At 67.2% G+C, this 19,587-nt stretch carries 20 protein-coding genes and 1 tRNA gene; 15 read left to right on the forward strand and 6 right to left on the reverse strand.

Annotation, left to right across the window (positions count from 1 at the left end; genetic code table 11):
* The first annotated feature begins 6 nt into the window (after positions 1-6).
* A complete protein-coding gene (locus AC6HZP_RS03135) occupies positions 7-513 on the forward strand; it encodes a GNAT family N-acetyltransferase (protein WP_497525359.1) in 507 nt (168 codons plus the stop codon).
* Between the two features lie 59 nt (positions 514-572).
* Here the strand turns inward: AC6HZP_RS03135 and AC6HZP_RS03140 are convergent, their stop codons facing one another.
* Positions 573-1,613, reverse strand: coding sequence for a TRAP transporter substrate-binding protein (locus AC6HZP_RS03140; RefSeq protein WP_497525360.1), 1,041 nt, complete (start codon positions 1,611-1,613; stop codon positions 573-575).
* 188 nt (positions 1,614-1,801) lie between these two features.
* On the opposite strand from AC6HZP_RS03140, the gene AC6HZP_RS03145 reads away from it, so the two are divergent.
* The 5 genes from AC6HZP_RS03145 (at position 1,802) to prmB (ending at position 5,265) form a co-directional block, all read left to right on the forward strand.
* Positions 1,802-2,155 carry a hypothetical protein gene (locus AC6HZP_RS03145; protein WP_497525361.1) on the forward strand — a complete coding sequence of 118 codons (354 nt, stop codon included), beginning with the start codon at positions 1,802-1,804 and terminating at the stop codon, positions 2,153-2,155.
* 84 nt (positions 2,156-2,239) lie between these two features.
* Positions 2,240-2,653: a CopM family metallochaperone gene (gene copM / locus AC6HZP_RS03150; protein ID WP_497525362.1), complete on the forward strand. Its 414-nt coding sequence runs from the start codon at positions 2,240-2,242 to the stop codon at positions 2,651-2,653.
* 215 nt (positions 2,654-2,868) lie between these two features.
* Complete coding sequence (locus AC6HZP_RS03155) at positions 2,869-3,645, forward strand: hypothetical protein (protein ID WP_497525363.1); 777 nt, start codon at positions 2,869-2,871, stop codon at positions 3,643-3,645.
* Positions 3,646-3,702: 57 nt separating this feature from the next.
* Positions 3,703-4,086, forward strand: a complete 384-nt coding sequence (locus AC6HZP_RS03160) for a YidB family protein (RefSeq protein ID WP_201402195.1) — start codon at positions 3,703-3,705, stop codon at positions 4,084-4,086.
* 189 nt (positions 4,087-4,275) lie between these two features.
* A complete protein-coding gene (prmB, locus tag AC6HZP_RS03165) occupies positions 4,276-5,265 on the forward strand; it encodes a 50S ribosomal protein L3 N(5)-glutamine methyltransferase (protein WP_201402196.1) in 990 nt (329 codons plus the stop codon).
* A 79-nt stretch (positions 5,266-5,344) separates the two neighbouring features.
* On the opposite strand, the gene AC6HZP_RS03170 is transcribed toward prmB, so the two are convergent.
* Positions 5,345-6,874: an MFS transporter gene (locus AC6HZP_RS03170; protein WP_497525364.1), complete on the reverse strand. Its 1,530-nt coding sequence runs from the start codon at positions 6,872-6,874 to the stop codon at positions 5,345-5,347.
* A gap of 264 nt (positions 6,875-7,138) precedes the next feature.
* On the opposite strand from AC6HZP_RS03170, the gene AC6HZP_RS03175 reads away from it, so the two are divergent.
* On the forward strand, positions 7,139-7,693 hold the full coding sequence (locus AC6HZP_RS03175; RefSeq protein ID WP_201402198.1) for a TetR/AcrR family transcriptional regulator: 555 nt from the start codon (positions 7,139-7,141) through the stop codon (positions 7,691-7,693).
* 31 nt (positions 7,694-7,724) lie between these two features.
* On the forward strand, positions 7,725-8,240 hold the full coding sequence (locus AC6HZP_RS03180) for a P-loop nucleotide/nucleoside kinase family protein (protein WP_497525365.1): 516 nt from the start codon (positions 7,725-7,727) through the stop codon (positions 8,238-8,240).
* A gap of 18 nt (positions 8,241-8,258) precedes the next feature.
* Here AC6HZP_RS03180 and AC6HZP_RS03185 read toward each other — a convergent pair whose 3' ends face one another.
* Positions 8,259-8,651 (reverse strand): glyoxalase superfamily protein, encoded by a 393-nt coding sequence (locus tag AC6HZP_RS03185; RefSeq protein WP_497525366.1) that lies wholly within the window; start codon positions 8,649-8,651, stop codon positions 8,259-8,261.
* Positions 8,652-8,962: 311 nt separating this feature from the next.
* Here AC6HZP_RS03185 and rlmN point away from each other — a divergent pair, with 311 nt between their 5' ends.
* The gene (gene rlmN / locus AC6HZP_RS03190) at positions 8,963-10,180 is read left to right on the forward strand and encodes a dual-specificity RNA methyltransferase RlmN (protein ID WP_497525367.1); all 1,218 of its coding nucleotides are present in this window, start codon (positions 8,963-8,965) and stop codon (positions 10,178-10,180) included.
* Positions 10,180-10,644 carry a hypothetical protein gene (locus tag AC6HZP_RS03195; RefSeq protein WP_497525368.1) on the forward strand — a complete coding sequence of 155 codons (465 nt, stop codon included), beginning with the start codon at positions 10,180-10,182 and terminating at the stop codon, positions 10,642-10,644. Before rlmN ends, AC6HZP_RS03195 begins: the two co-directional genes overlap by 1 nt.
* On the opposite strand, the gene AC6HZP_RS03200 is transcribed toward AC6HZP_RS03195, so the two are convergent.
* Together AC6HZP_RS03200 and AC6HZP_RS03205 are read right to left on the reverse strand one after the other, a co-directional pair.
* The gene (locus AC6HZP_RS03200) at positions 10,622-11,263 is read right to left on the reverse strand and encodes a LysE family translocator (protein ID WP_497525369.1); all 642 of its coding nucleotides are present in this window, start codon (positions 11,261-11,263) and stop codon (positions 10,622-10,624) included. The two genes, AC6HZP_RS03195 and AC6HZP_RS03200, sit on opposite strands and share 23 nt — an antisense overlap.
* A gap of 115 nt (positions 11,264-11,378) precedes the next feature.
* Positions 11,379-12,494 carry a lactonase family protein gene (locus tag AC6HZP_RS03205; protein ID WP_497525370.1) on the reverse strand — a complete coding sequence of 372 codons (1,116 nt, stop codon included), beginning with the start codon at positions 12,492-12,494 and terminating at the stop codon, positions 11,379-11,381.
* 192 nt (positions 12,495-12,686) lie between these two features.
* Here AC6HZP_RS03205 and AC6HZP_RS03210 point away from each other — a divergent pair, with 192 nt between their 5' ends.
* The 3 genes from AC6HZP_RS03210 to AC6HZP_RS03220 all read left to right on the forward strand — a co-directional run bounded on the left by AC6HZP_RS03210 (position 12,687) and on the right by AC6HZP_RS03220 (position 16,366).
* On the forward strand, positions 12,687-14,258 hold the full coding sequence (locus AC6HZP_RS03210) for a serine hydrolase (protein WP_497525371.1): 1,572 nt from the start codon (positions 12,687-12,689) through the stop codon (positions 14,256-14,258).
* 289 nt (positions 14,259-14,547) lie between these two features.
* The gene (gene opgC, locus AC6HZP_RS03215; RefSeq protein ID WP_497525372.1) at positions 14,548-16,038 is read left to right on the forward strand and encodes an OpgC domain-containing protein; all 1,491 of its coding nucleotides are present in this window, start codon (positions 14,548-14,550) and stop codon (positions 16,036-16,038) included.
* 251 nt (positions 16,039-16,289) lie between these two features.
* Positions 16,290-16,366: transfer RNA gene (locus AC6HZP_RS03220), tRNA-Arg, on the forward strand.
* A gap of 53 nt (positions 16,367-16,419) precedes the next feature.
* Here the strand turns inward: AC6HZP_RS03220 and AC6HZP_RS03225 are convergent.
* Positions 16,420-17,358: a LysR family transcriptional regulator gene (locus AC6HZP_RS03225; RefSeq protein ID WP_497525373.1), complete on the reverse strand. Its 939-nt coding sequence runs from the start codon at positions 17,356-17,358 to the stop codon at positions 16,420-16,422.
* Between AC6HZP_RS03225 and AC6HZP_RS03230 the strand changes: the two genes are divergently transcribed.
* Positions 17,284-18,522: an aromatic ring-hydroxylating oxygenase subunit alpha gene (locus tag AC6HZP_RS03230; RefSeq protein ID WP_497525374.1), complete on the forward strand. Its 1,239-nt coding sequence runs from the start codon at positions 17,284-17,286 to the stop codon at positions 18,520-18,522. The genes AC6HZP_RS03225 and AC6HZP_RS03230 overlap by 75 nt on opposite strands.
* Before the next feature lie 9 nt (positions 18,523-18,531).
* Positions 18,532-19,485 carry a PDR/VanB family oxidoreductase gene (locus tag AC6HZP_RS03235; protein ID WP_497525375.1) on the forward strand — a complete coding sequence of 318 codons (954 nt, stop codon included), beginning with the start codon at positions 18,532-18,534 and terminating at the stop codon, positions 19,483-19,485.
* Positions 19,486-19,587 lie beyond the last annotated feature (102 nt).

A 19,587-nucleotide genomic window follows, 5' to 3' on the forward strand; every position in this document is an offset into this window, starting at 1 on the left:
TCGACCATGACCCTGATCCGCCCGGCCACCGAGGCCGATATTCCCGCCATTCTCGCGATCTACAACGATGCCGTGCTGCACACGAATGCGATCTGGAACGACGATGTCGTCGATCTCGACAATCGCCTCGCCTGGTTCGCGGCGCGGCAGGCGCAGGGCTATCCGGTGCTGTTGGCGGTCGACGACGAGACGGTGCTCGGCTATGCGAGCTATGGCGATTTCCGCGCCTTCCAAGGCTATCGCTTCACCATCGAGAATTCGATCTACGTCGCCAGTGACGCGCGCGGCAAGGGCGCGGGCACGGCGCTGCTCGGCGCGCTGGTCGAGCATGCGGCGGCGAACGGCAAGCACGTCATGGTCGCCGGCATCGAGGCGGGCAACAGCGTGTCGATCCGCCTGCACGAGCGGCACGGCTTCGTCGAGACGGCGCGCATGCCGCAGCTCGGCTTCAAGTTCGGCCGCTATCTCGATCTCGTCTTCATGCAGAAGACGCTGGACGAGCGAACGCTCTAGCTATTTGTCTGGTCGCGTTTTCTTCACGCGAACCGGTATCCGCTTCGCTCGAAAACGCTCTACGTCGCCAGTGCCCGGGCCCGCATGGCAAGCGCCGCGCCGTCGGCGACCGCCGCATAGGCGACGGCCTTCTTGCGGAAGGCGATGAAGGCCGGGTGGACCTCCTTGGCCATCGGGCTTGCGTCGCCGATCTCGGTCAGCACATCGGCCGAGGTCTTGGCGAGCGCCGCGATCACCGGCTCGGGGAAGCTCTTCACCGCGGTGCCGCGCTCGATCAGCATAGGCAGGGCGAGGATGTTGTTGGCGGTGAAATCGGCGGAGGTCTCGATCGCCGCGGCCTGCGCCGCCGTGCGGACGACAGTCTGGAGGTCGTTGGGCAGCGTCTCGAAGGCGGCCTTGTTGACGGTCAGCTCCAGGCTGGTCGCCAGTTCATGGAAGGCCGGCATGTAGCAGAAGGGCGCGGCGCGCGGCAGGTTGAGGGCGAGATCGTTCCACGGCCCGGCCCATTCGGCGGCATCGATCGTGCCGGATTCGAGCGCGGCGGCGATGTCGTCCTGCGGCAGCAGCACCGGATTGGCGCCGAGCCGCTTCAACACTTCCGCGCCGAGCCCGGTGATGCGGATGGCGAGGCCCTTGAAGTCTTCCGGCTTCTGGATCTCGCGCTTGAACCAGCCCGCCGCCTGCGGCCCGGTCGAGCCGGCATAGAAGGGCAGCACGCCGAACGGCTCGTAGGCGCGTTCCCAAAGCGCCTGGCCGCCGGCGGCGCCGAGCCAGGCGGCATGCTCATTGACCGTCAAGCCGAACGGCACGCCGGAGAAATAATGGAAGGCCGGATCCTTCGCCGCCCAGAAGAAGGGCGAGCCATGGCCCATCTCCGCCTTCCCGTTCGAGACGGCATCGAACACCTGGCTGGGGGCCACCAGTTCGCCGGCAGCGAAAAGCTGCACCGTCAGGCGTCCGTCCGATAGCGTGGCGATCCGCTCCACCAGCCGCTGCGCGCTGATGCCGACGCCGGGCGTGTCCTTGGGCCAGACAGTGGCCATCTTCCAGACGAGGCGGTCGGCGGCGCGCGCGACCGACGGTGTGGCGAGCGACGACATGACGAGGCTCGAGCCGAGGCCGGCAACCCCGACTCCGAACAACTGCCGCCTATCGATCTTCGTCCGTTCCCGCACCATGCGATCCTCTCGAGAAAATCCGACTACAGCCTAGCAGCGCTGAACGGTGGCTGAACACCTATCTGGCGAGCGTGAACAGAATACTCCATCCCTTGACGGGGCCAGCGGGAATGGCCAGTTTCAGCGCCGTGGATACCGTCAGGCGTTTCGTCGCCCTTCTTGTCGTGGTTGCAAGCCTGGTGCTGATGCCGGGCGGATGGACCGCTGCCCAGGCCATGCCGGACCATGGCGGGGTGAGCGGATGTCCGCATTCCGTCCTGCAGGATCCCGGCGGCACGCCCGCGCACAAGCCCCTCGGCCTGCCGACGATGCCGCAATGCTGTTACGCCCTGCCGACCTTCGCCCTCGTCGGCGTGGCCGGCCAGTCGATGCCGGTCCTCGCCGGTGACGCGTTTCGTCCGCTCTCGGATGCCATGCCGACGCCGCTCGCGATCGGCCCCGACGTGCCGCCGCCGCGCGCCTGATCGTTCGCGCATTTCCATCGCGCCGGCGCCCGCGGGCCGTCGCCGGCGATCAATCTGGCCCGTCTCCATCACAGAGAAACGATCATGAAATCCTTTCTGACGATCGCGGCCGTCGCCGCCACCTTCGCCCTCTCCCCGCTCGCGGCCTCGGCCGAGGAGGCCATGGACCATAGCAAGATGGACCACGGCAAGATGCACCATGGCGCCATGGCCGAGGAAAAGGCTGACGACACCGCGTCGACCAAGGCGTTCCGCGCGGCCGACAAGGCCATGATGGAGGGCATGGCGATCGACTATTCGGGCAATGCCGATGTCGATTTCATTCGCGCCATGATTCCGCATCATGAGGGTGCCGTCGCCATGGCCGAGATCGAACTCCAGTTCGGCAAGGACCCGGAGGCGAGGAAGCTCGCGGAGGCCATCATCAAGGCCCAGAACGAAGAGATCGCCTTCATGAAGGACTGGCTCGCCAAGAACGACAGCAAGAAGAGCGACTAGCTTTCCGCAGCTGTAATGGCTCACGGCCGCCGCGATGGCGGCCGTGATGCTTTCGGACGACTGTCTGCCGGTCACGATATTTGACCCGAAACGTGACGGGAGATTGACAGTTTCATCGTGCAGATGTTCCCTCACGCTGCGAGAGCAGGCGCGGATGCCCATGCCGCCTCGCCGGATCCGTTGCCGCCAGGCGGCATCGAAGGGAGATCGGCACTATGAAGATGCAAGCGAAGCTTCTCTGGGGTGGCGCGATCGTGGCGCTCGGCCTGTTCGCCGCGGCCTTGCCCGCATCGGCCGCTCCGTCAGCCGCCCAGCAGTCCTGCAGTGACGACTGGGCCAAGCTGAAGGACGCCGGCAAGGTCCCGGCCGGCCAGACCTGGCCGAAATTCTGGAGCCAGTGCGCCAAGGACTACGCCACCGAGCATCCGGACGCCGCCGCGGCGCCGGCTGCAAAGTCGGCCGCTCCGGCCGCGAAGGCGGATACCGACACCAAGCCTGCGAAGACAGCCAAGCCGAAGGCTGATGCCGCCGCCGCGCCGGCTGCCGAGCCGGCCGCCAAGACGGCGGGCAAGTCGCCGGCAATGGCCGCCTGCAGTGACGAATGGGCCAAGATGAAGGATGCCGGCAAGGTTCCGGCCGGCCAGACCTGGCCGAAGTTCTGGAGCCAGTGCTCCAAGGACTATGCCGCCGCCAATCCGGCCGACGACCTCGCCCCGGCGAAGGGCGCCAAGGGCAAGGCAGCCGCTGGCGCGGTCGAGGCGGACGAGGGGATCGCGTTGCCCGATCCGGAATCCGCCGCCAAGATCAACACGGCCGCAACCACAGTCGGCAAGCGTCCGCTGACGCCCGGCCAGCAGGCCGCGATCGTCCGCATCCGCGCCTGCGGCGCCGAGTGGCAGGAGCGCAAGGCCGCCGGCAAGCTGCCGGAAGGCGCGAAGTGGCCGCAATACTGGAGCGACTGCAACAAGCGGCTGAAGGCAAAGGGCCAGTAGCCGGTCTGTCGCCCGATTTCCGACGGACGGCATTCCGCTTTCTGAAGGAGAACCACCATGGGCATTCTTGACGGCCTCCTCGGCAACGTGCTGAGCGCGTTGAAGGGGCAGGGCAGTTCCCCCGAAGCGCTTGGCGAGACCCTGAACAAGGCGCTCGCCAACACGCAGTTCGGCAGTCTCGACGGCGTTCTCAGCCAGCTGCAGAGTTCGGGCCTCGGGACGCAGGTCGCTTCCTGGCTCGGACAGGGCGACAACCTGCCGATCAGCGCCGACGAGCTTCGCTCGGCGCTGGGCAACGAGCAGCTGCAGAAGCTGGGCACCCAGCTCGGCATTCCGATGGACCAGGTCGGCGAGCTGCTGGCCAAGGTGTTGCCGCCCACGGTCGACAAACTGAGCCCGGACGGCATGCTGAAGCCGCCGATCGGGCCGACGCCCGGCTGAGCCGGGCGATCGGCATGCAGGATCGACATGGCCGGGGCTCCCTCCGGCCATGCCCGTTTTGGGGCCGAGTCCGGGCCGTGCGCACCGGCTCTAGCGACATGGGACTGGAGATCGCAGGCGCGAGAGGTGCGCGCGGGGCCGCGACCTGATAGGACGTGGCGAAACGCCCCCTTACCAGACGAGCTCGCCGTGACAGTCGAAACCAGCCCCGCCGATCAGCTCCTGACGATCCGCGATTTTCTTCGCTACGCCATCAGCCGTTTCAACCAGGCCGGTCTCGCCTTCGGTCACGGCGCCTCGACCGCCTTCGACGACGCCGCCTTCCTGGTGCTCGAAGGCCTGAAGCTGCCGATCGACACGCTCGAGCCCTTCCTCGACGCGCGGCTGCTGCCGGAAGAGCGCCAGCGCCTCGCCGACCTGATCGAGGCCCGCGTCACCACGCGCAAGCCGACGCCCTATCTGCTCAACCGCGCCTATATCCAGGGCGTGCCGTTCTTCGTCGACGAGCGCGTGATCGTGCCGCGCTCCTTCATCGGCGAGCTCATCCATTCGGAGTTCTTCGGCGGCGACGAGTTCACGCTGATCGAGGATCTGTCGTCGATCGAGACCGTGCTCGATCTCTGCACCGGCTCGGCTTCGCTGGCGATCCTCGCCGCCGGAGTGTTCGGGAATGCCGAGATCGACGCCGTCGACCTGTCGCCGGACGCGCTCGAAGTCGCCAAGATCAACGTCGCCGAGCATGGCCTCGGCAACCGGATCGAGCTCTACGAGGGCGATTTGTTCGCCCCGCTCGGCGACAAGCGCTATGACCTGATCCTGACCAACCCGCCCTATGTCGACGAGATCGCCATGGAGGAGTTGCCGGAAGAGTATCGCCACGAGCCCGAGATGGCGCTGGCGTCCGGCCTCGACGGCCTGGACATCGTGCGTCGCATTCTCGAGGCGGCGCCGGCCCATCTCAATCCCGGCGGCGGCCTTCTGTGCGAGATCGGCGCCGGCCGCGAAATCCTGGAGGCCGAATATCCGGCGCTCGATTTCTTCTGGCTCGATACGGAGGAAAGCGAAGGCGAAGTGTTCTGGCTCTCGGCCGAGAGCCTCGGCGTCGCCGATACCGGCGCCGAGGAGCAGGATCTGGCCGATCTCGCGGATCTCGACGGCGACGAGGCCGAGGACGTCTGATCCAGCCTTCGGATCGATCGGATAAAGCAAAGCCCTCTCCCGCCCGCGCGGGAGAGGGCTTCTTTTTGTGCTGGAGCTTTTAGGCGCCGATTTCCAGCATGACCGCCTCTTCAACCGGCTTCGGCTTGCGCACCCTGAGCGTCACCAGCGCGATCAGCGCGGCGGTGAAGGTGATGGCGGCGCAGACCAGCATGGTGTTGCGGAAGGCGGCGCCATAGGCTTCGGCCGCCGCTGCCCTGGCGATCGACGGCGCGAGCAGGGCTGCCTCGTCGAGCCCGCCGCTCGCCACGACATTGGCGAATCCCGCCGGCAGTTCGGCGGACTTCATGTCGAAACCGCCGGTGACGAAGAAGGCCATCAGCGCGCCGACGAGGGCGATGGCGACCGTCTCGCCCGCGACCCGCATGGTGCCGAAGATGCCGGTCGCCATGCCGGCCCGCTCGGTCGGCACGACGCTGATGGCCAAGTCGTCCATCAGGCCCCAGGGCAGCGCCGCGCCGGCGCCGATCATGGCGAGCGGCAGGATGAAGGCCGTCGGCGCGCTGCCGACCGGCACCAGAGCCAGCAGCAGGACGCCCGCGCCGGCGAGGATCAGTCCGAGGCCGGCGAGGATTCCGGACGGGATCCAGCGCGCGATGTTGGCGGCGATGAAGGGGATGGTGGCGATCGGCAGGCTGAGCGGCAGCAGCATCATGCCGACCTGCATCTCGTTCATGCCCTCGATGCGGATGAAGCGGACTGGAAGCAGGATGAATGGCACGATGAAGGAGTAGGCGACCGCGACCGGCAGCGCCTGCACCGAGACGAAGCGGGCATAGCGGAACAGCGACAGGTCGAGCATCGGCCGCTTCTGCAGGTTCTCGATGGTGATGAAGCTGATCAGCAGGATCGCGGCGCCGGCGAGCAGCGCGACGACGAGCGTGTCGCCCCAGCCGCGATCCGGGCCGAGCATGATGCCGAAGATCAGCGCCACCAGCATGGCGGTGAAGCTGCCGGCGCCCCAGAAATCGATGCCGGTGGCGCCGGGATCGCGCGTCTCGCGCATGCGCGGAACGCCGGCGACGAGGATGATGACGCCGGCAAGCGCGGTGGCGAAGAACAGCGCCCGCCATCCGAGCGTCCCGATCAAGGCGCCGGCGATCAGCGGTCCGAAGGCGATGCCGATGCCGAAGCCGGTGCCGAGCAGGCCGAGCGCGCGGGTGCGGGCCGGGCCCTCATATTCCTGCGCCACGGCGGCGAAGCCAGCCGAGATGGTGAGCGCCGCGGCGATGCCCTGCAGGGCGCGGAGGAGATCGACGATCAGCACGTTCGGCGACAGGCCGACGGCGAGCGACGTGACCGTGAAGCCGATCGCGCCCAGACGGAACATGCGCTTGCGGCCGAACTGGTCGGCGAGCGCCCCTCCCAGCATGATCGTGCTGCCGAAGGCGAGCATGAAGCCGTTGACGATCCAGACGAGCAGGGAGAGGTCGCCGTTGAGATCGCGGCCGATGGCCGGCGTGGCTACGGCTGGGCCGGTGAAGGATAGCGGCATTATGACGGCAACGAGGAAAACGGCGGCGAGCACAAGGTGCCGGCCCGCGGCCGCCTGGGGGGAAGCGTCGGTCATGGTGGTCTCGATCTGTTGGGCTGGGTCGGCCTGTTGCGGTCGCCCGTCGCAAAGGGTGAAGCGCGCGGCGGGAGAGGCGCCGCGCGCTCTGGGTCACCACCGACTCTTTTCTGTGTCGGTCGATACAGAAACCATAGTCCCTTGATTCCCGGCGTCAAGTTCTTTATTTGTTGATCGATACAAAAAAGAAAGGGCTGCGCGCAGGCCATGAACGCACGCGGACGTCCCCGTAGTTTTGATCGCTCCGTCGCCCTGGAAAGGGCCATGGACGTGTTCTGGGCGCGCGGCTATGCCGGCACCTCGATTTCGGAGCTGACGGAGGCCATGGGCATCAATTCGCCGTCGCTCTACGCCGCCTTCGGCTCCAAGGAAGAACTCTTCCGCGAGGCGGTCGCGCTCTATGTGGCGACCGACGACGCCTGTACGCTGCAGATGCTGGAAGGCGATCTGACGACGCAGGATTCGATCGCCGCCATGCTGATCGCCACCGCCCGTTCCTGCGCCCGGCCCGACAAGCCGAGCGGCTGCTTCGTCATGCTGGGCGCCACCAATGGCGGCCCCGACACGGACGCCGCGCGGCAGTTCCTCTGCGACCAGCGCAAGGACATGGCGATCCGCATCCGCGCCAGGCTGGAGCGCGGCGTCGCCGACGGCGAGCTGCCGCCCGGCCTCGATCTCGCCCGCGTCGCCGCCTATTTCGGCACGATCATCAAGGGCATGTCGATCGAGGCGCGCGACGGCGCCGATGCCGAAACCCTGCTGTCGGTGGCGCACAGCGCCATGCGCGGCTGGGACGCGCTGACCTCGACGCAGGGTTGATGACTCCGGCCGCGCCGGCCTAGGCTGGCGCATGTCCGAACCTCGCCTTTTCATCATCACCGGCGCCATGGCGGCCGGAAAGTCCACGGTCGCGCAGGCCGTCGCCGAGGCGCTGCCGAAAGCCGTGCATCTGCGCGGCGACGTCTTCCGCCGGATGATCGTCAGTGGCGCGGCGGTGATGGGGCCTGTGCTCGATGACGAGGCGCAGGCGCAGCTGAAGCTGCGCCATGATCTCGCCTGCGACGCCGCCCGGCGCTATCACGCGGCTGGGTTTTCCGTCGTCTATCAGGACATCCTGATCGGTCCCTATCTGGTCGCGGTCGCCGAACGCCTCGCCGACCTCGATCCGCGCGTCGTGGTGCTCGCGCCCGACGCCGCGACGCTGGCGCGGCGCGATCGGGAGCGCCACAAGACCGGCTACAGCGCGGCCTTTCCGGCGGAGGTCCTCGCCGAGGCGCTTTCGCGCGAGACGCCGAGGATCGGGCTCTGGATCGACAGTTCGGAGATGGACGTCGGCGAAGTCGTGACGCGGATCCTCGCCGATTGAGCTGCCGGCTGCCTGTCCTTAGAGGCGTTGTCCCACGTCGATCCGGTTGCCGTCCGGATCGGCGAAGACGAAGGCCCGCAGCCCGTATTCCTGGTCGCGCATTCCCTTGATGATGCGCACGCCGTTCGCCTGGCAGCGCGCGTGCAGCGCGTCGATATCGTCGACCATCAGATGCGCGACATTGTGGAGGCCGGCCTTGTGGTCGCGCTGCAGGTTCAGATGCAGTTCGGCCGCGTCGCGCTTCAGGATCATGAAGCCGACCGGATCGCCGTTCTCGAAGGTCTTCGTGAAGCCGAGTATGTCGCGATAGAAGGCAAGCGCCCGATCGAGATCGCGCACGGTGATGCCGGGCGCCATGCGGCCGAAGCGGACGCCGTGATCGGCAGCGGTATCGGGGGAGGATTCGGTCATCGTCTCATCCAGGAATTGTCGCCAAACCAGCGGGCCGGACGGTGCCGGTGGGCCGCAGGGCCGCGAAGGGATTTGATGAGACGGTGCTCGGGAGGAAATCTAGCCGAGGCGACGTTAAATGAAAACGGGTCCATGCCCCGATTTCGGGCCTGTCCGGCCTCGTTCCTGCGGCTGCCCCTTGTCCCGCGCAGGGCGGCGGCTCATTTGAAGCATTCCTGATTTCTGTGAAATTGTGATATGAGGCCGGCAACAATGATGGATGGCCTCGTTGCGCGCGTCTCTCGCGCCCGGCCTCTCACCCGGATACCGACATGACCGCACCGCTCGCCGTGGCCACTACCGCCCCGATTAAGGCTCCGCTCTCCTTGACCGAGACGCCGTCGCTCGTCGGCCTCTCGCGCCCCGAGATCGGCGAGAAGCTGGCCGGCATCGGCATCGAGCCGAAGCAGATCCGCATGCGCACGGCGCAGATCTGGAACTGGATCTACGCGCGCGGCGTCACCGACTTCAACGACATGCTCAACGTGTCGAAGGATCTGCGCGCGACGCTTGCCGCCAACTTCACGCTGAAGCGGCCCGAGATCGTCACCGAGCAGATCTCGCAGGACGGCACGCGCAAATGGCTGTTGCGCTTCCCGGCGCGCGGCGCCGGCCGCCCGGTCGAGATCGAGACCGTCTACATCCCCGAGATCGGCCGCGGCACGCTCTGCGTCTCCAGCCAGGTCGGCTGCACGCTGACCTGCTCCTTCTGCCATACCGGCACGCAGAAGATGGTGCGCAACCTGACGGCGGAAGAGATCGTCGGCCAGATTCTCATCGCGCGCGATCGCCTCGGCGATTTCCCGGAGAAGACGACGCCGGTCGGCGCGGCCGTGCCGTCCGAGGGCCGCCTCGTCTCCAACATCGTCATGATGGGCATGGGCGAGCCGCTCTACAATTTCGACAACGTCAAGCAGGCGCTCTTGATCGCCTCCGACGGCGAGGGCCTGTCGCTGTCGAAGCGCCGCATCACGCTCTCGACCTCCGGCGTCGTGCCGATGATCCCGCGCACCGGCGAGGAGATCGGCTCGATGCTGGCGATCTCGCTGCACGCGGTGCGTGATGACCTGCGCGACATGCTGGTGCCGCTCAACAAGAAGTACCCGATCGCCGAGCTGCTCGAGGCCTGCCGCAACTATCCCGGCCTCTCCAACGCCCGCCGCATCACCTTCGAATATGTGATGCTGAAGGACGTCAACGACAGCCCGGCCGACGCCAAGGAACTGGTCCGCCTGCTGAAGGGCATTCCGGCGAAGATCAACCTGATCCCGTTCAATCCCTGGCCCGGCGTCAACTACCAGTGCTCGGACTGGGAGACGATCGAGACCTTCTCCGACATCGTCAACCGAGCCGGCTATGCCTCGCCGATCCGCACGCCGCGCGGCCGCGATATCCTCGCCGCCTGCGGCCAGCTGAAGAGCGAGAGCGAGCGCATGCGTGTCCGCGAGCGCCTGGCGCTCGAGGCCATGGTCACCAGCGACGAAGACTGATGCGGACTTTCCTTCGAATCATCCTGCTGATTCCGCTCGGGCTGATGGCGGCGATCGCCTCCGCCGTCGTCGTCTATCTCGCCGCCTTCGGCTTCACTGCCAATGACATCTGGGATGGCCCGAATGGCGAGATCCCGGTGATCCTCGCGCCGGCCTTCGTCCTGCTGGTCGAGATTTCGCGCTACGCGCTTCTGCCCTTCGTGGCCGGCATCGTCGTCGCCGAGATCTTCGCGCTGCGCTCGGCGATCCAGTGGACGCTGTTTGGCGGCGCGATCGGTCTTGGCATGCACCTCGCGGCCAACAGCACGGAATTTGCCGCGCTGCCGCCGGTCGCGGCCGGGCTGGTCGCCGGCTTCGCCTATTGGGTCTTCGCCGGCCATGGCTCGGGTACGGTGGTCCGTCCCGTCCCGGAGCGCGCGGTCTCGGTTCCGCCGGCCCCGCCTACTTCCCCTGCGCCAGAATAAGCCGCACGGCGAAGGCGCCCATCACGCTGGCGAACAGCCAGTCGACGGTGCGCGTCGCCCGGGGCGAGCGCTTCAGGAAGGTGGCGAGCGAGCCAGCCGACCAGATCATCGCGATGCTGATCGGCGTTGCCACGACGACGAACATCAGGCCGAGGAACAGCAGCTTTCCAGCGGCGTGCGGATCGGTCGGCGTCACGAACTGCGGCAGGAAGGTCACGAAGAAGACGATGATCTTCGGGTTGAGCAGATTGACCATCAGGCCCTTCAGATAGACCTTGCCGATCGGGTCGGCGGATCCCTTACCGCCGACGGAAAGCGCGGATCCGTGCCGGATCGCCTGGATGGCGAGATAGACCAGATAGGCCGCGCCGACCACCTTCAGGATCGTGAACGCCGTGGCCGACGCGGCGAGCAGGGCCGAGAGGCCGATCGCGACCGCGACCGTGTGCACCACAAGCCCGGTCGAGGCGCCGGCGAAGGCGGCGATGCCCGCCTTGCGCGACTGGCCGATCGCCTTGCCGAGGAACAGCGTCATGTCCGGCCCCGGCGTCAGCGTCAGAAGAATGACCGCGACCAGATAGGCCAGGAAAACCGACAGCGATGGCAGGAAGGTGAGCATGATGGAGGCTCCGGTGGAGCCTCCTCTGTAGCATGGGATTTCGCCGTTCCGATATCCCGCATTCGACGCGTTGCGGCCGAGGCCGCCCGGAGAGGCGAATGCGGGCTTCCGCCTGTCAGCCCGACGTCGTCACGAAGCAGATCGAGGTCGGCGTGCCGACGGCAATGTCCTGGCCGAGATGGGTCAGTCCGCCATCGTCCGGATCGACGGCGAACAGCGAGATGCAGTCGCTGTCCTGGTTGGCGACGGCGAGCGTGCGCCCATCCGGCGCGAAGGCGAAATGACGGGGCGTCCTGCCGCCGCTCGCAACCGTCGTGCGCAGCCGGGCGATGCCGTCGTCGCCTATCGTGAAGATCGACAGGCTGTCATGGCCGCGATTGGCGACATAGAGGAAGCGCCCGTCCGGCCCGAGCCGGATCTCCGAGCAATGGTTGCTCGGACGCGCCGCCTCGGCGACCGTCCCCGTCACGTCGAGAAGGGTGAAGCTTCCGGTCTCGGCGTCGAAGGCGAGCGAGGCGATCGCCGAGCCCAGCTCATGCACGGCATAGGCGAAGGGCCTGGCAGGGTGGAAGACGAAATGGCGGGGGCCGGAGCCCGGCGGCAGCGCCAGCTCGCTCGACTTGTCGATTGCGCCGGTCTCCGCGTCGAAGCGATAGGTGACGAGCCGGTCGGTGCCGAGATCGCTGACCACGATGTAGCGGTTGTCCGGCGTCGCCAGCACGCAATGCGCATGCGAGCGGTCCTGCCGGCTGGCGTCGGGTCCATGCCCCGAATGCGCCGCCGAGGCGACCGGCGGCAGCAAGCCGCCATCGGCGCGGCGCGGGAACACGGCGACCGACTGGTTCGGCGCCTCGCTCTCCGCCTGCATGATGTAGTTGGCGAGCAGCAGGTTCCGTCCCGAGCGGTCGAGGCTCGCATGCGCCGTGATGCCGCCGAGCGTGGACTGGCGGTTGATATAGGCGAGCTTGCCGGTGGCGGGATCGATCCGATAGGCGCTGATCAGCCCCTCGTTCCACTCCATCACTTCGCTCGTCGCATAGAGCGTGCCGCCATCCGCAGAGGCGGCGAGGAAGGTCGGGTTCTCGATGCCCGCCTGTGTCGCGACCAGCGTCGCGACGGCGGTGTCCGGATCGAAGCCGAAAACCGAGATTCCGCGTGCATTGGCGGAAGCGAAATAGGGCGTCGGGCGATTGCAGCCGCCGACATAGATGAAGCTCTGTTCCTGCGCCAAGACGATGTCCTCTTGCCCCGCGGATGATGCCGCCTGCGTTGGAGGACGATAGCGAACTTGCCGCGCCGGCGTCACCGCTCATTCGCCGGTCATCCACGGTTGCGGCGCCGCCGGCCCACCCGCAGTTTTCCCCTTGTGCGCCCGGCTGGCTCTGCCACACTGGGGGACGTTGCGGAAGGTGGCGGGCAGGGCATGGGCACAAGCTGGAGCCGGACCTGGCAAGGTGCGATTGGCGCGATCGGCGCGATCGCCACGGGCGTGTGGGCGTTGTCGGTCGCCTCCGCCGGGGCGGAACCCGTCTCGCGCGACCGCGTGCTGGCGGCGCTGCCGAAGCTTGACGCGATGGCCGCAAAGGCGATCGCCGACCACGCCGTGCCGGGCCTCGCGATCGCCGTCGTGCATCAGGGTGAGGTCGTCTATCTGAAGGGCTTCGGCCTGCGCGAGGCCGGCAAGTCCGAGACCGTCGATCCCGACACCGTGTTCCAGATCGCCTCGCTGTCGAAGCCGGTTTCGTCGACTGTCGTCGCGGCGCTGGTCAGCGCCGGGGTTCTCGGCTGGGATTCCCGCATCGCCGATCTCGATCCCGCCTTCCGCCTGCGTGACCCCTATCCGACGGCCGAACTGACGGTCCGCGACCTGCTCGCCCATCGCAGCGGCCTGCCGGGCGACGCCGGCAACGAGCTCGAGGATATCGGCTTCAATCGCGACACGGTGCTGCACCGGTTGCGGCTGGTGCCGCCCTCGTCGAGCTTCCGCGCCGGCTATTCCTACAGCAATGCCGGCTTCACCGAGGGCGGCGTCGCCGCCGCGCGTCCGACCGGAAAGCCCTGGGAACAGGTGGCGGAGGAGCGCCTCTACCGGCCGCTCGGCATGAACGCGACCAGCTCGCGCTATGCCGATTTCGTCGCCCGCGCCAACCGGGCCGCTCTGCATATCGATCTCGGCAAAGGCTGGGAGGCGAAACTCCGGCGCGAGCCGGACATGCAGGCGCCGGCCGGCGGCGTCAGCTCCAGCGCACGGGATCTCGCGCAGTGGATGCGGCTGGAACTCGGCGGCGGCCTTTTCGACGGCGAGAGGCTGATCAGCGCCGACGCGCTCGCCGCGACGCATCAGCCGCTGATGGCGCGCGGCAACAACCCGGTGACCGGCGCCGCCTCGTTCTACGGGCTCGGCTGGAACGTCGAATTCGGCCGCCACGGCCTGAACTGGGGCCATGCCGGCGCCTTCAGCGTCGGCGCCCGCACGCTGGTGTCGCTCTATCCGGACGCCGCGCTCGGCATCCTCGTGCTCGCCAACGCCTTTCCGACCGGCGCGCCCGAGGGGCTCGCCGACAGCTTCTTCGATTGGGTCTTCGACGGCGCCGTCTCGCAGGACTGGATGACGGCCTGGGACGACGCCTATGCCGGCCTGCTCGGACCGGCCACCGCCGCGGCCAAGGCGCGCTACGCCGCGCCGCCGGCGACCGCGAGCCCCGCGCTTGCGAACCCCGCCTATGCCGGGCGCTACCGCAACGCCTATGTCGGCGACGCGGTGGTGGCGGAGGAGGGCGGAAGCCTGACGCTCGCAGTCGGGCCGGAAGGCGTCCGGCGCTATCCGCTTCGCCATTTCGACCGCGACACCTTCCTCGCCTTCCCGGCTGCGGAGACGCCGGACATGCCCGCCGCCGTCCGCTTCGCGATCGGCCCCGACGGCCGGGCCGAGGCGGTGACGATCGAGTTCCTCGACGAGGTCGGCCTCGGCCGGCTCGCCCGCGTCACCGACTAGGCGCGACCGTCGCTCCTTCCGTTCCGCTCCGTCTTTCCCGTCGCCATTCAGCGTCCATTCAGCAAGCCGGCGTAATTTCGCCATCTCCGCCCGCCTAACTTCGCCCCGCTCGAAGCCGGGGGGCGGCGGGGTGGGGACAGACGAGCCGTGCAGCCAAAAAGAACGTGCCGGAATGGCGGAACACGGGGAATCTTCGTTCCCCTGATCGCCGATCCGTGGTTTAGACCTTCCGCCGTCCGCCCTGGGGCGCGGCGCCGATGAACGCTGGTCGACGGCCAGGAGGACACCCTTGATTGCTCAGTTCGGGCAGCGCCTCAATCTCCCCACGCAATACGCGCTTGTCTGCCTCTTCGCGCTGCCATGCTTCGCGCTCCGGCTGCAATGGCCGCTGCACAGCTTCTCCTTCTTCCTGTTCGCGCCGGCCGTGCTGCTGGGCGCCGCCCTCTTCGGCAAGGGCCCGGCGATCTTCGCCGCCGCGCTGACCTCGGTACTCGCCGTCTTCTTCTGGGTCGAGCCGACCTACACCTTCCGTCTGTCGTCGCAGCAGGTGCCGCCCCTGGTGCTGTATGCGCTGGTCTGTGCCGGCATCGTCGGCTTCTGCGAATGGTCGCGCGCCGCCCTGAACCGCGATCGCCGCGCGGCGCTGGCCGAGCAGCGGGCGCAATCCGGCACGCGTCTCGACGGCATCGATTTCTGGCGCGGCCTCGTGCTCTGCACGATCTTCGTCAACCATGTCCCCGGCAACATCGTCGAGGCGATCACGCATCGGAACTTCGGCGTCTCCGATTCGGCCGAGGCCTTCGTGTTCCTGTCCGGCGTGTCGCTGGCGCTCGCCTATGGCCATCGCTTCCAGCCCGGCGAGCGGGCGGGCGTGCTCCTGGCGCTGCTTCGCCGCGTCCTCAAGCTCTACGGCGTGCATGTCGCGCTTTCCTTCGCGGCGATCGCCATCTTCTCGGCCGGCGCCGTCACCTGGCAGAACCCGGCCCTGCTCAAGGGGCTCGGCCTGCAGCTCTATGTCGACGACGCCTCGAAGTGCCTGATCGGCATCCTGTCGCTCGGCCACCAGCTCGGCTATTTCAACATCCTGCCGCTCTACCTCGTGCTGATCCTCGCCGTGCCGCTGCAGCTCTGGCTGGCGCGGATCGATATCGGCCTGATGCTGGTCGTCTCGGCGCTCGTCTATGCGGTGTCGCGCAGCCTCGGCTGGAACCTGCCCAACTGGCCGGGGCAGGGCGGCTGGTTCCTCAATCCGCTCACTTGGCAGTTCGTGATGGCGATCGGCGTGGCGGCGGGGCTGACGCTGCGGCGGACGGGCACCGTGCCGATCCAGCCGGCGCTGGTCGCGGTGGCGGCGGCGATCGTCGTCATCGGCTTCCTGATCTCGCCCTCCGGCCCCGGCTCGGTGCGCAACTGGATCGGTGTCCACGGCCATCTCGACGTCAACAAATCGGCGCTCGGCCTGACCCGGCTGACCCATTTCCTGGCGCTCGCCTATGTCGTCTATGCGAGCGGCCTGACCCGGCTCTGCCGGCGGCTGCCGGTGTATGCGCCGCTCTCGACCATCGGCCGGCACGGCCTCCTGATCTTCGCGCTTCTGTCGCTGCTCTCGGCCATCGGCCAGGTCCTGACCAGCACGGTCCGCACCAGTCCATTGTTCGACGTCGCGTTCCTCGGCGGCGGTCTCGTGCTGCTCTGGGGCGCCGCGCGCCTCGCCGACGCGGCCCGGCCGCTGCGCCCCCGCCGCGCCGCCACGGGCCTCCAGCCGGTCGCGGCGCGCTAGATCCTTCCATCGCTTCATCGGCGCGACGAAGGATCTCGCGCCTTGCTCGATGACCACGAGCCGGCGTCCTTTTTGCTCTAGACGCGAAGGGCGCCGCGCGTGGCGTCATATCCGTCGATGGCGGAGGGGACGCGATCAGCGCCGCTTTCGCCCCGGATCCGAACTCTTCGGGGAAAGCTTGCCTTTCGCCATTGCTGCCCGCCGGTCCTTCGGTTATGTAGTCCGGCACGCGGCTCCGCCGCCTCCGGCCTGCACCCGTAGCTCAGCTGGATAGAGCGCTGCCCTCCGAAGGCAGAGGCCAGGGGTTCGAATCCCTTCGGGTGCACCACTTTTCCTTCAAGAATCTAGCCAGTCGTCCGGCTTACCTTCGTGGCAAGCCGTTCAGTCCGGATCCAAACCTTCATTTGTCTCCGATGCCTGGTGCTTGAGCGTCGGCAAGGATGCCTCGATGCGCGACAGCACCAGCATGGCGGCGTTGGACAATTGGCGGTTCGGTACTGCGCAGAGCGACAGGTTCAACGGGCGCAAGACGGTGTCCGTCAGCCGCATGAAAGCCAGGCTGCCGGCCTCAACCTCGTTCATCACGTCGAGCCAGCTCAGAACGCCGACGCCGACGCCGCCTTCCACCAGCGATTTGATCATCTGCACGTTGTCCGAGCCTGCGGCGCTGGACATGTCGATCCCGGTAGCGTTGGCCAGAGCCTGCAGCAGCTCGGCCAGTGCCAGTGGTTCCTTGGGCAGCACCATCGGCAGGCCGGCAACCTGGTTGAACTTGGCGGTCCCTTGCCTTGCCAGCGCATGATCGGGCGGTGTTATCAACCCAACCTCGACATCGACGAAGGCCCTGACCACGAGATCCCTTGACGATTGCGGGCTGAGCATGAGCCCGAAATCCGCCTCGCCGGCGACGAGGGCCTGCGGCACGTCCTTGTTGTCCAGCACCGCGATCTCGAACGCGATGCCGGGCAGCTCCGCCCGGATGTCGCGGACGACGCGGGGCAGGAAGCCGCGGCTCAACGCCTCGATGCAGGCGATGCGAACGGTGCCGCGGCGGAGCCCCACCAGGTCGGTAAAGCTCTCTTCGAGCCTGGCGAAATCCTTGTTCCACGACCTGGCCGCCGCCAGCAGCAATTCGCCCGCCGCCGTCATGCGCAAGCCGGAAGGCAGCCGTTCGAAGAGCGGCAGGCCCATCTCCGCCTCGGCCTGCAGGATCTGCCGGTCGATTGCCGAGGCCGAGACATTGAGATGCTCGGAGGCGCGACGGATCGAGCCAAGGCGAGCGACCTCGACGAAATAGCGGAGGAAGCGCGAGAAGACCAATCCAGCCCCTGTTCTCTTTTTTGCAATGAACTATGCGATTCATTGCGTTTGTTCGCAACGGCATTCGGCGGCAGGCTGGCGACATCATCCGGACTGTCGAGGAACCCCATGCTGGACAACGCCCCGCGCACCGACGATCTGCCGCGCCACTGCACGTTCGAGCCTGACGACTGGCGGATTTTGGCCCGCCATTGGTATCCGGTGGCCGAACTGCGCGAGGTCGAGGACAAAAAGCTCGTCGGCGCGGTGCTGCTCGACGAAAAGCTGGTGGTCTACAAGGTCGACGAGACTGTCGTCGTCGCGAACGACATCTGCACCCACCGCGGTGTGCCGCTAACCCTGGGTACCAATCCCGATTCCACGGGCGTGCGATGCGCCTATCACGGGCTGCAGTTCGGCAAGAACGGCCGGTGCATCAAGGTGCCGGCCCATCCCGACGGCGCCATCCCGAACAAGCTGCATCTCAGATCCTATCCCGTCGAGATCCGCTATGGCCTGGTCTGGACATGCCTGAGGCCCGAGGAAGGCGAAGCGGCGCCCAAGGTGCCCTTAATGCCGCATTGGGACGACGCGGGCTTCCAGCAGATCAACGTGCCGCCCTTCGACATTGCCGGCTTCGCAGGGCGTCAGGTCGAGGGGTTCCTGGATGTGGCGCACTTCGCCTTCATCCATACGGAAACCTTCGCGGACCCGGATAACCCCGTCGTGCCGCCCTACGTCGCGAAGCCCACCGACTATGGCTTCGAGGTCGAATACTGGTCGACCGTCGGCAACTATCCGAGCAGCAAGGCGCATTTGACGCCCAAGGATTACCAGTGGCTGCGCCACTTCCGCTGCTCCCCGCCTTTCACGGCGCACCTGACCGTGCATTTCCCCGATGGGGGCAAGCTGTCGATCCTCAACGCCGCCTCGCCGATATCGGCCCGGAAGACGCGCCTTTTCTGCCCGATTGCCCGCAATTTCGATACGCACTTGCCGGTTCAGGATGTCTACGACTTCAACCACAAGGTCTTCGCAGAGGACGCCGGCATGGTGGAGCAGCAAAAGCCCGAAAACCTGCCGCTCGATCCGCGTCTCGAAGCGCATATTCCGGCCGATCTGTCGTCGATCAATTATCGCCGCTCGCTGCGCGATATGGGTCTCAGCCATTTCTTCATCGCCTGAGGCCGAGCCATGGAACTGATGGTCTCCGCGATCCGGGTCAATGGCGACGACAACCTCGATATCGAGCTGACGGACCCGGCCGGCGCCGAGTTGCCTGCCTTCGAGCCCGGCGCGCATATCGATATCCGCACGCCGGCCGGGCCGTTGCGGCAATATTCGCTTTGCGGTTCCACGGCCGATCGGCGGCGCTACCGCATCTGCGTGCGCCAGGACCCGGCATCGCGCGGCGGATCCCGTTCGCTGCATGCCGATTTGCGTGTGCGCGGACGGGTCGAGGCATCGGCGCCGCGCAATCTCTTCGGCCTGCCGGACGCCGGGCGCTACATCCTGGTCTCGGCCGGCATCGGCATCACCCCGATCATCGCCATGGCGCGCGACCTCGCATCGAGGGGCGCCCGGTTCGAACTGCATCATTTCGAGCGCAGCCGCGCGCGCGTGCCCTTTCTTGACGAGCTCGAGGCCGGCCCGCTCGCCGGGGCGGTGACCCTGCATCTCGGCGAGGATGGGCGGAGTTTCCGGCATACCCCGCCAGCCTGCCTTGGCAGCGCGGACCCGGACGCGGCAGTGCTTGCTTGTGGACCTTCGGGCTTTCTCGACCTGATGGGAGAACGGCTGGCGGAGGCCGGCTGGCAGCCGCATCAATTCCACTTCGAGCGTTTCCGGGCCGAACCGACACCCGTGGCAAACGTTGCCGGCGTCGGTTTCGAGGTGCGGGTCGCATCGTCCGGCCGCTGCTTCCCGGTCGGGCCGGCCGACACCATCGCCAATGTGCTGATGGCCAATGGCGTGCCGGTTGACCTTTCCTGCGAGCAGGGCATGTGCGGCGCCTGCCTGACCCGGGTGCTGGAGGGCACGCCGGACCACCGTGATACCGTGCTCAGCGACACGGAGCGGGCCAGCAATGCGCAAATGACCCTGTGTTGTTCGCGCTCGCTCAGCCCGGTGCTGGTGCTCGATCTCTAGCTGCGTTCTGTATCAAGCAATGAGCAAGCTGGAGGACGTGTTTTGTGCGCGTCCTCCCTAGCTGTTCTACTGTCGCGACAGGCCGTTTCACAGAGGTGACGC

Source organism: Kaistia sp. SLG-1, assembly GCF_059699055.1.